13 protein-coding genes are annotated in these 15,075 nt (G+C 37.5%); all 13 read left to right on the top strand.

What is annotated here, in order from left to right; translation table 11 throughout:
- The first annotated feature begins 25 nt into the window (after positions 1-25).
- Positions 26-898: a ribosome small subunit-dependent GTPase A gene (gene rsgA, locus ACVRZD_RS08350; protein ID WP_037626181.1), complete on the top strand. Its 873-nt coding sequence runs from the start codon at positions 26-28 to the stop codon at positions 896-898.
- A gap of 8 nt (positions 899-906) precedes the next feature.
- Positions 907-1,569 (top strand): ribulose-phosphate 3-epimerase, encoded by a 663-nt coding sequence (gene rpe / locus ACVRZD_RS08345; RefSeq protein WP_037626179.1) that lies wholly within the window; start codon positions 907-909, stop codon positions 1,567-1,569.
- Positions 1,562-2,194 carry a thiamine diphosphokinase gene (locus ACVRZD_RS08340; protein WP_037626177.1) on the top strand — a complete coding sequence of 211 codons (633 nt, stop codon included), beginning with the start codon at positions 1,562-1,564 and terminating at the stop codon, positions 2,192-2,194. The genes rpe and ACVRZD_RS08340 overlap by 8 nt, the downstream gene beginning before the upstream one ends.
- Position 2,195: 1 nt before the next feature.
- Positions 2,196-3,467, top strand: coding sequence for a DNA recombination protein RmuC (locus ACVRZD_RS08335; RefSeq protein WP_037626176.1), 1,272 nt, complete (start codon positions 2,196-2,198; stop codon positions 3,465-3,467).
- Positions 3,457-4,395: a 3'-5' exoribonuclease YhaM family protein gene (locus ACVRZD_RS08330; RefSeq protein ID WP_037626174.1), complete on the top strand. Its 939-nt coding sequence runs from the start codon at positions 3,457-3,459 to the stop codon at positions 4,393-4,395. Before ACVRZD_RS08335 ends, ACVRZD_RS08330 begins: the two co-directional genes overlap by 11 nt.
- A gap of 420 nt (positions 4,396-4,815) precedes the next feature.
- Positions 4,816-5,028 carry a KTSC domain-containing protein gene (locus ACVRZD_RS08325; protein WP_037626172.1) on the top strand — a complete coding sequence of 71 codons (213 nt, stop codon included), beginning with the start codon at positions 4,816-4,818 and terminating at the stop codon, positions 5,026-5,028.
- A gap of 241 nt (positions 5,029-5,269) precedes the next feature.
- A complete protein-coding gene (gene purR, locus ACVRZD_RS08320; protein ID WP_037626170.1) occupies positions 5,270-6,082 on the top strand; it encodes a pur operon repressor in 813 nt (270 codons plus the stop codon).
- 24 nt (positions 6,083-6,106) lie between these two features.
- Positions 6,107-8,866 (top strand): SEC10/PgrA surface exclusion domain-containing protein, encoded by a 2,760-nt coding sequence (locus ACVRZD_RS08315; protein WP_037626169.1) that lies wholly within the window; start codon positions 6,107-6,109, stop codon positions 8,864-8,866.
- A 188-nt stretch (positions 8,867-9,054) separates the two neighbouring features.
- Positions 9,055-9,468 (top strand): 30S ribosomal protein S12, encoded by a 414-nt coding sequence (gene rpsL / locus ACVRZD_RS08310; RefSeq protein ID WP_037626167.1) that lies wholly within the window; start codon positions 9,055-9,057, stop codon positions 9,466-9,468.
- Positions 9,469-9,488: 20 nt separating this feature from the next.
- The gene (gene rpsG, locus ACVRZD_RS08305) at positions 9,489-9,959 is read left to right on the top strand and encodes a 30S ribosomal protein S7 (protein ID WP_037626165.1); all 471 of its coding nucleotides are present in this window, start codon (positions 9,489-9,491) and stop codon (positions 9,957-9,959) included.
- A 139-nt stretch (positions 9,960-10,098) separates the two neighbouring features.
- Positions 10,099-12,177 carry an elongation factor G gene (gene fusA, locus ACVRZD_RS08300; RefSeq protein ID WP_447450427.1) on the top strand — a complete coding sequence of 693 codons (2,079 nt, stop codon included), beginning with the start codon at positions 10,099-10,101 and terminating at the stop codon, positions 12,175-12,177.
- Positions 12,178-12,473: 296 nt separating this feature from the next.
- Entirely contained in the window at positions 12,474-13,484 is a 1,011-nt protein-coding gene (gap, locus tag ACVRZD_RS08295; RefSeq protein ID WP_037626163.1) for a type I glyceraldehyde-3-phosphate dehydrogenase, read from the top strand.
- 148 nt (positions 13,485-13,632) lie between these two features.
- Positions 13,633-14,829, top strand: coding sequence for a phosphoglycerate kinase (locus ACVRZD_RS08290; RefSeq protein ID WP_037626161.1), 1,197 nt, complete (start codon positions 13,633-13,635; stop codon positions 14,827-14,829).
- Positions 14,830-15,075: the final 246 nt, after the last annotated feature.

Genomic DNA, 15,075 nt, shown 5'->3' with positions numbered 1-15,075 from the left:
TATCACATGATTAAAAGGAGTCTCATTGCAAGGAAGAATTGTTAAGTCGCTGGCCGGATTTTACTATGTTGAATCAGAAAATCACGTCTATCAAACGCGAGCTAGAGGAAATTTTAGAAAAAAGGGGCAAACCCCCTATGTTGGTGACTGGGTTGAATTTACCGCTGACGACCAATCCGAAGGTTATATCTTGTCAATTGACGAGCGTAAAAATAGCTTAGTCCGACCACCAATCGTAAATATAGATCAAGCAGTTGTTATCATGTCGGTCAAAGAACCAGAGTTTAATAGTAACTTACTTGACCGCTTTTTGGTGCTCTTAGAACATAAAGGGATTAAACCAATAATTTATATGTCTAAAATGGATTTGTTAGCTGATTTCTCTTCAATTGAATCAATTAGTAGACGTTATCAAGCAATTGGTTATGACTTTGTATTGACTATGGAGGATCTGTTACCCCTTTTGGCTGGTAAAGTAACAGTATTTATGGGACAAACAGGAGTTGGTAAGTCAACTTTGTTAAATAAAATCTCACCGGAATTAGCTTTAGAAACGGGAGAAATTTCGGATAGTTTAGGACGTGGACGTCATACAACGCGTGCTATTAGTTTCTATAATGTCAATGGTGGGAAAATTGCTGATACTCCAGGATTTTCATCCTTGGATTATGAGATTGATAATGCAGAAGATCTCAGTGAGGCTTTTCCCGAAATTCGTCATTTTAGTCATGCCTGTAAATTTAGATCATGTAGTCATCGTCACGAACCAAATTGTGCTGTCAAAGAGGCCGTTCTTGAAGGAGATATATGGCAAAAGCGGTATGACAATTACCTGCAATTTCTAAGTGAAATTGAAAATCGTCGTGAAACATTTAAAAAAGTAATTAAAAGAAAGTAGGATTCCCCATGACAAACTATAAAATTGCGCCATCGATTTTAGCTGCTGACTATGCTAATTTTGCCAAGGAGCTAAAACGCATTGAAGAAACAGATGCAGAATATGTTCATATTGATATTATGGATGGGCAATTTGTACCCAATATTAGCTTTGGGTCAGATGTTGTTGCTAGTTTACGCAAGCACAGCAAATTAGTTTTCGACTGTCATTTAATGGTTGTTAATCCTGAGCGTTATGTGGATGCTTATGCACAAGCTGGGGCAGATATAATGACAATCCATACGGAAAGCACACAGCACATCCATGGGGCACTCCAAAAAATCAAAGCTGCTGGTATGAAAGCGGGCGTTGTCATTAATCCCGGAACACCAGTTGAGGCACTTGAACCAGTCCTTGCTTTAGTTGACCAAGTCTTAATAATGACCGTCAATCCAGGTTTTGGCGGACAAGCTTTCATTTCTGATTGCTTAAGAAAAGTTACGGCTGTAGCAAAAATGCGTCAGGAAAAAGGTTTGCATTTTGATATTGAAGTTGACGGCGGTGTCGACAACAAAACAATCGCGGCCTGCAAAGAAGCAGGAGCAAACGTTTTTGTAGCTGGCTCATACCTCTTCAAAGCAAATGATTTGGTTAGCCAAGTCCAAACCTTAAGAAAGGCTTTAAATGACTAAAATTGCTCTTTTTGCTGGGGGAGAATTGTCCTACTACCAAACAGATTTTGACTTATTTGTTGGCATTGATAGGGGCAATCTATTCTTACTAAAGCATGCGCTGCCGATTGAAATTGCCGTTGGCGATTTTGATTCAGTTTCTCCCCAAGAATTTACGAATATAAAAGAGAAGGCAAAAAAAGTTATCAGATCTTCTGCTGAAAAGAATGATACAGATACAGAGTTGGCATTAAAAACAGTATTTGCCCAGTATCCAGATGCTCAGGTGACGATTTTTGGTGCCTTTGGTGGTCGCTTAGACCATCTCATGTCCAATATCTTCTTACCAAGTGATCCTGAGATTGCACCCTTTATGATGCAGATTACTCTAAGAGATCAGCAAAACTCCGTTTCATACAAACCTTGTGGTTCTCATATCATCGATGCAGATCCTGAAATGACCTATGTTGCTTTTATGGCAGATGCAGATCAGGATCTAACCATTTCGGGTGCCAAATATGATTTAAATAGCTCTAATTTTTTTAAAAAGAAAATGTATTCAAGTAATGAATTTTCAGGGCATCCCATAGAAGTCACTATCTCAAGTGGCTATCTAATTGTTATTCAGAGTAAAGATGGGAGATAGGGTGGATATTTTAACCTTATTAATTCTTTTAGCAGTTTTGGGCGTTGCACTTGGGCTATATTTTAAAGTGCAACAGTTGCAAGATCAGCTTAGTAAGAGTTTAGAAAATAATGCTGATAATTTATCTGATCAGCTCAGCTATCAGCTAGAAATGTTTAGTAAAAGTCAGCTTGTTGAAGTGACGCGTTTAATGAATCGGCAACAAGCTGACCTCTTTCAACAACTTAATGATTTAAAGCTATTGCTACATCAAGAGTTAACGCAGAATCGTGATCGCTCAGACCAACGTTTAGAGTCTATTTCACATCAGCTGGGTCAGTCTGTCAAAGAGATGCAAGAATCCAATGAAAAACGTTTGGAGGAGATGCGTCATACCGTTGAGGAGAAGTTGGAGGCGACACTCAAAAATCGTCTGCAAGTTTCATTTGAGACGGTATCTAAACAGTTGGAAAGTGTTAACCAGGGCTTGGGCGAGATGCGCAGTGTTGCTAAAGATGTTGGGACGCTTAACAAAGTATTATCAAATACTAAGACACGAGGAATTCTTGGGGAGCTGCAATTAGGGCAAATTATTGAAGATATCCTCACTGTTCAGCAATATGAACGTGAGTTTCCGACAGTTAAGGGTTCGACAGAGCGCGTGGAGTATGCTGTTAAATTACCTGGCAATGTTCAAGGGGACTATATTTATCTACCAATCGATTCCAAGTTTCCTTTGGAAGATTACTATCGTTTGGAAGAAGCTTATGAGACTGCCGACAAGGTTCAGATTGAGTTATCACGTAAGGCACTTTTAGCAGCTATTAAGCGATTTGCTAAAGATATCAACAAAAAATACCTCAATCCTCCAGAAACAACAAATTTTGGAATTATGTTTTTACCGACAGAGGGACTTTATTCAGAAGTTGTTCGTAATGCAGCCTTTTTTGATGCACTGCGCAGAGAAGATAACATTGTAGTCGCTGGGCCGTCAACTTTATCTGCTCTATTAAACTCCTTATCCGTTGGCTTTAAAACTTTAAATTTACAAAAAAATGCTGACGACATTAGTAAGATTTTAGGCAATGTAAAAGTAGAATTTGAAAAATTTGGTGGGATGTTGGTTCAAGCACAAAAGCAAATCAATACTGCAAATTCAACACTTGATAAATTAATTTCAACAAGAACCAATGCTATTGTTAGAGCCTTAGCCAAAGTTGAAACATACCAAGATAAAGAAACAGAAGCATTATTGAATATGCCAATTTTAGAAGAGGATTACAATGAAGATTAATCAAATGAAAAAGGATCAGCTATTTGATGGCTTTTACCTCATAAAATCTGCAGAAGTCAGAAAAACAAGAGCTGGTAAGGATTTTATTGCTTTCACATTTCAAGATGATTCTGGTGAAATTTCGGGAAATCTTTGGGATGCTCAAACTTATAATGTGGAGGAATTTGTGGCTGGTAAAATTGTCTACATGAAAGGTAGACGAGAAGTTTATAATGGGACGCCGCAAGTTAACCAGATAACCTTACGTAAAACGCGCGATGGCGAACCAAACAATCCGAAAGATTTTAAAGAAAAGGCCCCAGTCAGCGTTACGGAAGTAAAGGACTATCTGGAACAAATGCTCTTTAAAATTGAAAATGCGACTTGGCAACGTATTGTACGTTCTTTATATCGTAAATATGATAAAGAATTCTACACTTATCCTGCTGCTAAGACTAATCATCATGCCTTTGAGTCGGGTTTAGCGTATCATACGGCAACAATGGTAAGATTGGCTGATAGTGTTGGTGATATCTATCCAAATTTGAACAAGAGTCTGCTTTTTGCTGGAATTATGTTGCATGATTTGGCTAAGGTCATCGAGTTGACTGGACCAGACCGTACTGAGTATACTATTCGAGGTAATCTTATTGGGCATATCTCATTGATTAATGAAGAAATTACTAAGGTCATCAATGAACTTGGTATTGATGACACTAAAGAAGAAGTGATTGTATTACGCCATTTAATTTTGAGTCATCATGGTCAATTGGAGTATGGTAGTCCAGTACGCCCAAGGATACTAGAGGCGGAGATTCTTCATATGATTGATAACATTGATGCAAATATGATGATGATGACCACTGCTTTAAATCGTGTATCTGAAGGCGAGATGACTAATAAAATTTTTGCAATGGATAATCGTTCCTTCTATAAGCCGAAATATTAAAAAGATAGGTCAAAAATGACCTATCTCAGAGTGAAGACAAAGTATAGTCTTCACTTTTTTTTGTTGCTTTTTTATTTGGCAGGGACGTCAGCGACTTCCTTTAGGAATTCCATGACTCATTTTTTAGCCCAAGTCTAAAAAATGCCCTCTTATGCCATTTAAAAAGCATCAAAAACATACTAAGATTAGTAGTAAGTACTCTCTCCCGTCGGAGATTTCCTCACTACTAATCTTAGTATGTTTTAATCAATATAACGGGTCTGGTCTAAGTCTTACAGACTGTGCAATTTCTGGTTCACTTATTATGAGTATGGTAGCTATAATGTGATATAATAAAAGTGCCTAAATTTTCTTATCATAGCATCATTTCACGTGTTAACTTACTTATGTGACTAATACGGCATGGACGGAGGAAAAAGAGTGAAAAGAGAAAAAATACCCTCACAACTAATTGACAATATTGGTTGGGAAAATGAGATTGTTGAAATACAATTTTTAAATGGCTATATACATCGTTTTCATGGTATTCCAAAAGTTTATTTTGATGAGCTTATGATAGATATTAGTGACGAGAAAATACATGATTTTGCAAGCAATAATGCAGGTGTGATAATCAGAAAAGGTGGACAATAACAACTACTTCTAGAAGTAGTTGTTATATCTAAATTGGAAGGCAAGTTAGGCAAAGTTTTTTTGCTCGAAAGTATCTAAATCCTAATATAATAAGGTTTGTCAGGTTTTTTCAAAAGGAAAAATCAGCAAATGTTACAAACACATGTTAAATGTTAAAAGATGAACATATTTTTTTCTGAACGTTCGTCTTTTTCTGTCTAATATGTTATACTTATTAAAAGTACAATAAAATGGGGCAAATATGAAATTAAGACGTAGTGAACGTATGGTTGTCATTTCAAATTATCTGATCAACAACCCTTATAAATTAACAAGTTTAAACACTTTTGCAATGAAATATGAAGCAGCAAAATCATCTATCTCAGAAGACATAGCCATTATAAAAAAAGCCTTTGAAGAGGCAAATATTGGTGAAATAGAAACACTAACTGGTGCCAGTGGTGGGGTTATTTTTACACCAACTATTTCAAAAGAAGAAGCTATAGCTATTGTGGAAGATTTGTGTCAGCAGTTATCAGAAAACAATAGAATCCTTCCTGGAGGCTATATTTACTTATCTGATATTCTAAGTACGCCCAAAACCTTGCAAAATATTGGGCGTATTATTGCAAATGCTTTTAAAGGACAAAAAATCGATGCTGTGATGACGGTAGCTACTAAAGGTGTTCCTTTAGCGAATGCAGTTGCAAACATACTTAATGTACCGTTTGTCATTGTTCGCCGTGATTTGAAAATTACTGAAGGATCAACAGTATCTGTTAATTATGCCAGTGCATCAAGTGATCGTATTGAAAAAATGTTCTTATCTAAGCGAAGCTTAAAACCTAATAGTCGTGTCTTAATTGTAGATGACTTCCTTAAGGGTGGTGGTACAATTACAGGGATGATTAGTTTGTTAACGGAATTTGATAGTACCTTAGTTGGCGTAGCCGTATTTGCAGAAAACGCTCAAGAAGAGAGAGAAGACATGGCTTACAAGTCATTGTTAAAAGTATCAGAAATTGATGTTAAAAATAACAATGTCGTTGTCGAGCTTGGGAATATCTTTGATTAACACCAAAGAAGAAAAGAGAGAATCATGGAATTGGATAACGCGAAAACAAACCACATCAAAGCCACAATCGCATTAACATCTACGCTTGCTCTACTTGGAGCTAGTGTGGGTGTGACGCATCAGGTTAAGGCTGATGATTTATCGCCAAAAGGAAACGGAAATTCTAATAAGGAATCATCGCTTGTGCCTTTAAGTGCAGAGGCTGCGAGTGCTGCAGTTAAAAAGACTCAAACGCAATTAGTAACGCAACAAACAGAGCTCATTGAAGTTAATCAAGATATTAAAGAAAAGAGTCTGGAAGTTTCTGATTTAATGTCAGGTGTTGCTAGTCAAGAAAAAGCAGTAGCTAGTGCCCAAAATACCCTTACTGTTGTATCAATAGCAAATGATAAAGAATTTACGAAACTTGTTTCGGACAATCAAGCTAAATTAAATCAAACTAACCAAGATCTGGTGCAGGCGCGGGCTAATGAAAAACTAGTCAGTACAGATGTTGAAAAACAAAGGCAACTTGTAGCAAACGAAAATGAAGCAGCTAAAGCTCTTGTGGCAAAAGTAGCATCTGCAGACAAAACAGTTGCAGATGTAACAACCATGGTTAACAAACCGGAAGTTATTGCATCACAAATTGCAGCTGCCGAAAAAGCAGTCAAAATTACAACAACTGATTTAACAAAAGCTCAATCTAATTTAAATCTAGTTAAGGAAGAGACTAAACGTTCATTATCAACTAGTCTTACAACAAACAAATCAGCGCTTACTGCAAAGCAAGCTGAATTAAATGCTGCGCAGTCTCAACTGACGCAAACCTCAACCAATATTGTAGGAAATAATACCTTTGTATTACCATCAAGCTATCCAATTAATGAGTTAAAACAATTAGCTGCTAGCGGCTATATTGGTTCTTGGCCCTATAATGTTGCCTTTCAAGCCCTTGAACAAAGGATTAGTTCGAAAGCTAAAAAAGGAATGGTGTTAAATAGTTATAAAGATATTGCTAAAGACATCAATCGTCAAGTTAATCTTGACAATTTAACAGCTGATGTTCAAAATGAATTGGCGCTGTTTACGGCACAGATGTTAAACTCTGTTCGTTCGCAATTGAACTTATCGCAAATTGTCGTTACAGAAGGTTCTCAACAGTTTGCTCGTATGGTAACTGATCAATATAAAGCGACTCATAAAAATAGTATCCCTTACTTTACATATGGGCAAGTTGGAGCTGGTGGCCACTACGGAATTGGACCGCATGACCGGACGATTATTGAAAGCTCGGCAAGTCGTGTTGGTTTAAAAGCTAAAGACGACAATATGTATGAAAACTTCGGAATGTTTGATGACCTTCACACAGTTAATGGTATCAAGAGAAGTATCTACAATACACTTAAGTATATGCTGTTTACAGATGATTTACATGGCAATACTTGGGGACACGCAATTAACTTTCTACGTACAGATAAAGCAAATTCAAGTAATCCAATTTACTTAGGTTTCTCAACAGAATCAGTAGGTGGTTTGGATACGCATTTCTTACTTATTCCGAAATCAAATATCCAAAATCCGAATTTATTTAGCACGAAACAAGTAGTTGCTGGAAAAACAACGGTTAACAATGCTACTCAAATTCAGAAGTTGAAAACCACTATTTCTACTATAAAAGGCGATATTTCAACTCTTGAAAATCGCTTAAATCATCTTTCATCAGAAGAGGTTGTAAAAACAGCGCAAGCTAAAGTTACGCAATTAAATACAAAATTAACCGCTGCTAAGCAAAGTTTGGCTAAGTTTGAAGCACAATCAATTCAGGCTAAGCAATCTAAAGAGGGTTTGCGTATTCAACTAGCATCAGCTAAGAAGCAACAAGCAGATGTTAAAGCGAAACTTGATCACACTCTTCTAAGTTTGAACAGCGCTAAGCTTTCATTAAAAACACTTGAAGGTAAGTTGATACAAGCTTCGGCACAAGTTACTAGCTTGGTTGATAAAAAAACCAATTTGGAAAAACTGTTGACCTTAAAACAAAATCCAAATCGTGTGACTGTTGCTCGTGATGCTTTGGTTAAGGCTGAAAAAGAATTAGTTGTAACGAAGGCGAAATTAAAAGCGAATAAAGAAACGTTAGCGGCATTGTACTCAACCAGAACAAGATTGCTAGATGCTATTAAACTATCTGAAAAACAATTGACGCTATTAAATACGGTTGTAAAAGCAAACGCAGAAAAAGCGAAGGTTAAAAACCAGACTCAAGCTCTAGCACCAACTGTTAAGCCACAAGCGCTGATGGTTGTAGCAAAACCTGCACCGTTGAAAAAAGCGGTTGTGGATAGACAGGTTGCACCAGAGTTGGCAGCAGTAGTGGGTGCAGAACTAATCAGTGCTGTGTCTTCGGAAGTTGTTGAACAAGAGTCTAAACCAGTTGCAATGGATCAAAAATCAGAGAAGGAAGTCGCACAAATTAAAGCTGAGATTTCTGAAAAAATTGCTACAGCGACGTCTTCAGTAATGACGGAATCTAACAAGGTGTTAACAAATGAGGCGAGTAAGATTGCTCAGGCAATTGTTGCAGTAGTTCCAGAATCATTACCAAGTCAGAGTGTTCTAAAAAAAGTTGTAGATAGTGTTAGTGACACGAGTCGTGAATCAGACTACTATGGTTCAACAACGGTAAGTAGTATAGGTGCTGCTAACGATGAAAGTACTCAACGTGCCGTAAGGGCTGGAGTTGTCATGTTATCTGCTGTTGGTCTTGCAGGTGTTAAACTTAAAAGACAAGGAAGATTATAGAAAAAATCAACTAAAATTTGATTGACAAAAAAGGATCGTCTATGTTACTATAGTAGACGGTACTTTTTACTTTTGGTCTCTCAAAAGTGTACAGAGACGTGCTGACAATTGTTGCAAAAAGTACACCCGGATATAGGTTGTCACCAGCGCTATATCAACCAAAAATAAAAAAATACAGGAGAATGTAGATGCCTACAATTAACCAGTTGGTACGTAAACCACGTAAATCTAAAGTTGAAAAATCAGATTCACCAGCTTTAAACATCGGTTACAACAGCCACAAAAAAGTTCACACTAAAATGTCTGCACCACAAAAACGTGGTGTTGCAACTCGTGTTGGAACTATGACACCTAAAAAACCTAACTCTGCCCTTCGTAAATTTGCTCGTGTACGTTTGAGCAACCTTATTGAAGTTACTGCATACATCCCAGGTATTGGCCACAACTTGCAAGAGCACAGTGTGGTACTTATCCGTGGTGGACGTGTAAAAGACCTTCCGGGGGTACGTTACCATATCGTTCGTGGAGCACTTGATACTGCAGGTGTTGCGGATCGTAAACAAGGCCGTTCTAAATACGGTGCTAAACGTCCTAAAGGATAATAGAAGGGGGATAAGAACAAATGAGTCGTAAAAATCAAGCGCCTAAACGCGAAGTATTACCAGATCCATTATATAACTCAAAAATCGTAACACGTCTTATCAACCGTGTTATGCTTGATGGTAAACGTGGTACTGCTGCAACTATCGTCTATGATGCTTTTGAAGCTATCAAAGAAGCTACTGGAACGGATGCTCTTGAAGTATTTGAAACAGCAATGGACAACATCATGCCTGTACTTGAAGTACGTGCACGTCGTGTTGGTGGATCAAACTACCAAGTCCCAGTTGAAGTTCGTCCAGAACGTCGTACTACATTAGGACTACGTTGGTTAGTAAATGCATCACGTTCTCGTGGTGAACATACTATGAAAGATCGTCTTGCTAAAGAAATTATGGATGCTGCAAACAATACTGGTGCATCTGTTAAAAAACGTGAAGATACTCACAAAATGGCTGAAGCTAACCGTGCATTTGCTCACTTCCGTTGGTAAGATGATGACTAATAGATTTAAGATTGCTTAAGTCTAAGTCGTTAAGATTGTCGTGATTACGGGTAGGTCCTGCCTATCCGTTTTTTATAAATAATGATATAATATTCATATTAAATAAAAATATAGGAGAAATAACCTAATGGCTCGCGAATTTTCACTTGAAAAAACTCGTAATATCGGTATCATGGCTCACGTTGATGCTGGTAAAACAACAACTACAGAGCGTATCCTTTATTACACTGGTAAAATTCATAAAATCGGTGAAACACATGAAGGTGCTTCTCAAATGGACTGGATGGAACAAGAACAAGAACGTGGTATCACAATCACATCAGCAGCAACAACTGCTCAATGGGATGGACACCGTGTAAATATCATTGATACACCAGGACACGTGGACTTTACAATTGAAGTTCAACGTTCACTTCGTGTACTTGATGGTGCAGTAACAGTTCTTGATGCACAATCAGGTGTTGAGCCTCAAACAGAAACAGTTTGGCGTCAAGCAACTGAGTATGGTGTTCCACGTATCGTTTTTGCTAACAAAATGGATAAAATCGGTGCAGATTTCCTTTACTCAGTAAGCACTTTACATGATAGACTTCAAGCAAATGCTCACCCAATTCAATTACCAATTGGTGCTGAAGATGATTTCCGTGGAATTATTGACTTGATCAAAATGAAAGCTGAAATCTATACTAATGACCTTGGTACAGACATCCTTGAAGAGGACATCCCAGCAGAATTCGTTGAACAAGCTGAAGAATACCGTGAAAAATTAGTTGAAGCTGTTGCAGAAACTGATGAAGAATTAATGATGAAATACCTTGAAGGTGAAGAAATCACTAATGAAGAATTGATGGCTGCTATCCGTAAAGCTACTATTAATGTTGAGTTCTTCCCAGTAATGTGTGGATCTGCCTTTAAAAATAAAGGTGTTCAAATGATGCTTGATGCAGTTATTGACTACTTACCAAGCCCACTTGATATTCCTGCAATCAAAGGTATCAATCCTGATACAGAAGAAGAAGAAACTCGTCCTGCTTCTGATGAAGAACCATTCGCAGCTCTTGCCTTCAAGATTATGACTGACCCATTCGTAGGTCGTCTAACATTCTTCCGTGTATACTCAGGTGTTCTTCAAAGTGGTTCATATGTTATGAACACATCTAAAGACAAACGTGAACGTATTGGTCGTATTCTTCAAATGCACGCAAACACTCGTAAAGAAATTGAAACAGTTTATGCTGGTGATATTGCTGCGGCTGTTGGTTTGAAAAATACTACAACTGGTGATTCATTAACTGATGAAAAAGCTAAAGTTATTCTTGAATCTATCAATGTTCCAGAACCGGTTATCCAATTAATGGTTGAACCTAAATCTAAAGCAGACCAAGATAAAATGGGTGTTGCCCTTCAAAAACTTGCTGAAGAAGATCCAACTTTCCGTGTTGAAACTAACGTTGAAACTGGTGAAACTGTTATCGCTGGTATGGGTGAACTTCACCTTGACGTTCTTGTTGACCGTATGCGCCGTGAATTCAAAGTTGAAGCAAACGTAGGTGCTCCTCAAGTATCTTACCGTGAAACATTCCGTCAAGGAACACAAGCACGTGGATTCTTCAAACGCCAGTCTGGTGGTAAAGGTCAATTTGGTGATGTTTGGATTGAATTTACGCCAAACGAAGAAGGTAAAGGGTTCGAGTTTGAAAATGCTATCGTTGGTGGTGTTGTCCCTCGTGAATTTATCCCAGCTGTTGAAAAAGGTCTTGTTGAATCTATGGCTAACGGTGTTCTTGCGGGATACCCAATTGTAGACGTTAAAGCAAAACTTTACGATGGATCATACCATGATGTCGATTCATCAGAAACTGCCTTCAAGATTGCTGCATCACTTGCGCTTAAAGAAGCAGCTAAATCTGCTGCACCAGCTATCCTAGAACCAATGATGCTTGTTACTATAACAGCTCCAGAAGATAACTTAGGAGATGTTATGGGACACGTTACAGCTCGTCGTGGACGTGTTGATGGTATGGAAGCTCGTGGAAATGTACAAGTTGTTCGTGCCTTTGTTCCACTTGCTGAAATGTTTGGTTATGCAACTATTCTTCGTTCTGCAACTCAAGGACGTGGTACATTCATGATGGTGTTTGACCACTATGAAGATGTTCCTAAATCAGTACAAGAAGAAATTATCAAAAAAAATCACGGTGAATAGTCACTGAAAAGAAAGATTAGGAGTGAAATCCTAATCTTTTTTTGCTCCAGTAGTTATAAAAATTTATGATATAGAACAGAAATTGGATTTTCGTTGATGCTTGTAGAATATGGAATAGACCGCTTTGTTACCATAATGAAAATGGCTATTTCGTTTGCATTTTTTCTGAAATAGTTATATAATAGTCATGTTGAAAGGTTTTTGGGGATATCTTCAAGTTAATCTTTTCACAATATAGTTAGGGAGAAATCCCTTTAATAATAATTCTTTTGATTTTCATAAGGAGGAAATCACTAATGGTAGTTAAAGTTGGTATTAACGGTTTCGGTCGTATCGGACGTCTTGCTTTCCGTCGTATTCAAAATGTTGAAGGTGTTGAAGTAACTCGTATCAACGATCTTACAGATCCAAACATGCTTGCACACTTGTTAAAATATGATACAACTCAAGGTCGTTTTGACGGTACTGTAGAAGTTAAAGATGGTGGATTTGACGTTAACGGTAAATTCATTAAAGTTTCCGCTGAAAAAGATCCAGAACAAATTGACTGGGCAACTGACGGTGTTGAAATCGTTCTTGAAGCAACTGGTTTCTTTGCTAAAAAATCAGCTGCTGAAAAACATTTACATGCAAACGGTGCTAAAAAAGTTGTTATCACTGCTCCTGGTGGAGATGACGTGAAAACAGTTGTATTTAACACAAACCATGATATCCTTGATGGAACTGAAACAGTTATCTCAGGTGCTTCATGTACTACAAACTGTCTTGCTCCAATGGCTAAAGCTTTACAAGATAACTTTGGTGTAAAACAAGGTTTAATGACTACTATCCACGCTTTCACTGGTGATCAAATGCTCCTTGACGGACCACACCGTGGTGGTGACTTACGTCGTGCTCGCGCTGGTGCAAACAACATTGTTCCTAACTCAACTGGTGCTGCTAAAGCAATTGGTCTTGTTATCCCTGAATTAAATGGTAAACTTGATGGTGCTGCTCAACGCGTCCCAGTTCCAACTGGTTCAGTAACTGAATTAGTAGCTGTTCTTGACAAAGAAACTTCAGTTGAAGAAGTTAATGCAGCTATGAAAGCAGCAGCTAATGAATCATATGGTTACACTGAAGACCCAATCGTATCATCAGATATCGTTGGTATGGCTTTCGGTTCATTATTCGATGCTACTCAAACTAAAGTACAAACTGTTGATGGAAATCAATTAGTTAAAGTTGTTTCATGGTATGACAATGAAATGTCTTACACTGCTCAACTTGTTCGTACGCTTGAGTACTTCGCAAAAATTGCTAAATAATTATCATTAGCATGAAAGGAAGAGAATTCTCTTCCTTTTTTTAGTGAAAAAATTGTGAAATAATTAATTTATTGTTTTCATATTTTAGATTATTGAAAATAAATATGATATAATAGTCAGTATAAAAAATATTAAGGAGTCTATTCAAATGGCTAAAATGACTGTAAAAGACATTGACTTAAAAGGTAAGAAAGTCCTTGTACGTGTTGACTTTAATGTACCTTTAAAAGACGGTGTTATCACGAATGATAACCGTATTTCTGCGGCACTACCAACAATTAAATATATTGTTGAAAATGGTGGCCGGGCAATTCTTTTCTCTCACCTAGGACGTGTAAAAGAAGAAGCAGACAAAGATGGCAAATCACTAGCACCAGTTGCTAAAAACTTAGCAGAAAAACTTGGTCAAGATGTTATTTTCCCAGGTTCAACACGTGGTGCTGAACTTGAAACAGCTATTGAAGCTCTTGAAGATAGACAAGTTTTACTTGTTGAAAATACACGTTTTGAAGATGTAGATGGCAAAAAGGAATCTAAAAACGATCCTGAACTAGGTAAATATTGGGCATCACTCGGAGATGGTATCTTTGTTAATGATGCATTTGGTACTGCACACCGTGCCCATGCTTCAAACGTTGGTATTTCTGCTAATGTTGATAAAGCAGTAGCAGGTTTCTTACTTGAAAATGAAATTGCTTATATTAAAGAAGCAGTAGAAACACCAGAGCGTCCTTTTGTTGCTATTTTAGGGGGTTCAAAAGTATCAGATAAAATTGGTGTTATTGAAAATTTACTTGAAAAAGCTGATAAAGTCCTAATCGGTGGTGGGATGACTTATACATTCTACAAAGCTCAAGGTATTGAGATTGGGAACTCTTTAGTAGAAGAAGATAAACTTGAGGTTGCTAAAGAACTTCTTGAAAAGTCAAATGGTAAATTAATCCTTCCGGTTGACTCTAAAGAAGCTAATGCATTTGCTGGATATACTGAAGTACGTGATACTGATGGTGAAGCTATCTCAGAAGGTTTCCTAGGTTTAGACATTGGTCCTAAATCAATTGTTGAATTTGAAGAAGCACTTGAAGGTGCCAAAACTGTTGTTTGGAATGGTCCAATGGGTGTCTTTGAAACCCCTGATTTCCAAGCAGGAACAATTGGCGTTATGGATGCTATTGTAAAACAACCAGGTGTTAAATCTATCATCGGTGGTGGAGATTCTGCAGCAGCAGCAATCAATCTTGGCCGTGCTGATAAATTCTCATGGATCTCAACAGGTGGTGGCGCATCAATGGAATTATTAGAAGGAAAAGAATTACCAGGCTTAGCCGCGTTAACAGAAAAATAAGATTCCACCTGTTGAAAGTCTCTGCAAAATCCTGATTTTGTAGAAAAAGGAACAAAACTGGAATGTTAGAAAAAGGTCACTTTTGTGACCTTTTTTGATAATGGAAGTATTTGTGACGCGGTGGTGGCGCATCAATGGAATTATTAGAAGGAAAAGAATTACCAGGCTTAGCCGCGTTAACAGAAAAATAAGATTCCACCTGTTGAAAGTCTCTGCAAAATCCTGATTTTGTAGAAAAAGGAACAA

Source organism: Streptococcus hongkongensis, from assembly GCF_053206145.1.
The sequence above is the reverse complement of the archived record's forward strand: the minus strand, read 5'-3'. Positions and strand labels throughout refer to the sequence as shown.

Bases quoted from the DNA above. Each gene is read 5' to 3' on its own strand.
- rpe (WP_037626179.1), top strand. From the start codon at position 907: ATGACAAACTATAAAATTGCGCCATCGATTTTAGCTGCTGACTATGCT.
- ACVRZD_RS08340 (WP_037626177.1), top strand. From the start codon at position 1,562: ATGACTAAAATTGCTCTTTTTGCTGGGGGAGAATTGTCCTACTACCAA.
- ACVRZD_RS08330 (WP_037626174.1), top strand. From the start codon at position 3,457: ATGAAGATTAATCAAATGAAAAAGGATCAGCTATTTGATGGCTTTTAC.
- purR (WP_037626170.1), top strand. From the start codon at position 5,270: ATGAAATTAAGACGTAGTGAACGTATGGTTGTCATTTCAAATTATCTG.
- ACVRZD_RS08315 (WP_037626169.1), top strand. From the start codon at position 6,107: ATGGAATTGGATAACGCGAAAACAAACCACATCAAAGCCACAATCGCA.
- rpsL (WP_037626167.1), top strand. From the start codon at position 9,055: ATGCCTACAATTAACCAGTTGGTACGTAAACCACGTAAATCTAAAGTT.
- rpsG (WP_037626165.1), top strand. From the start codon at position 9,489: ATGAGTCGTAAAAATCAAGCGCCTAAACGCGAAGTATTACCAGATCCA.
- fusA (WP_447450427.1), top strand. From the start codon at position 10,099: ATGGCTCGCGAATTTTCACTTGAAAAAACTCGTAATATCGGTATCATG.
- gap (WP_037626163.1), top strand. From the start codon at position 12,474: ATGGTAGTTAAAGTTGGTATTAACGGTTTCGGTCGTATCGGACGTCTT.
- ACVRZD_RS08290 (WP_037626161.1), top strand. From the start codon at position 13,633: ATGGCTAAAATGACTGTAAAAGACATTGACTTAAAAGGTAAGAAAGTC.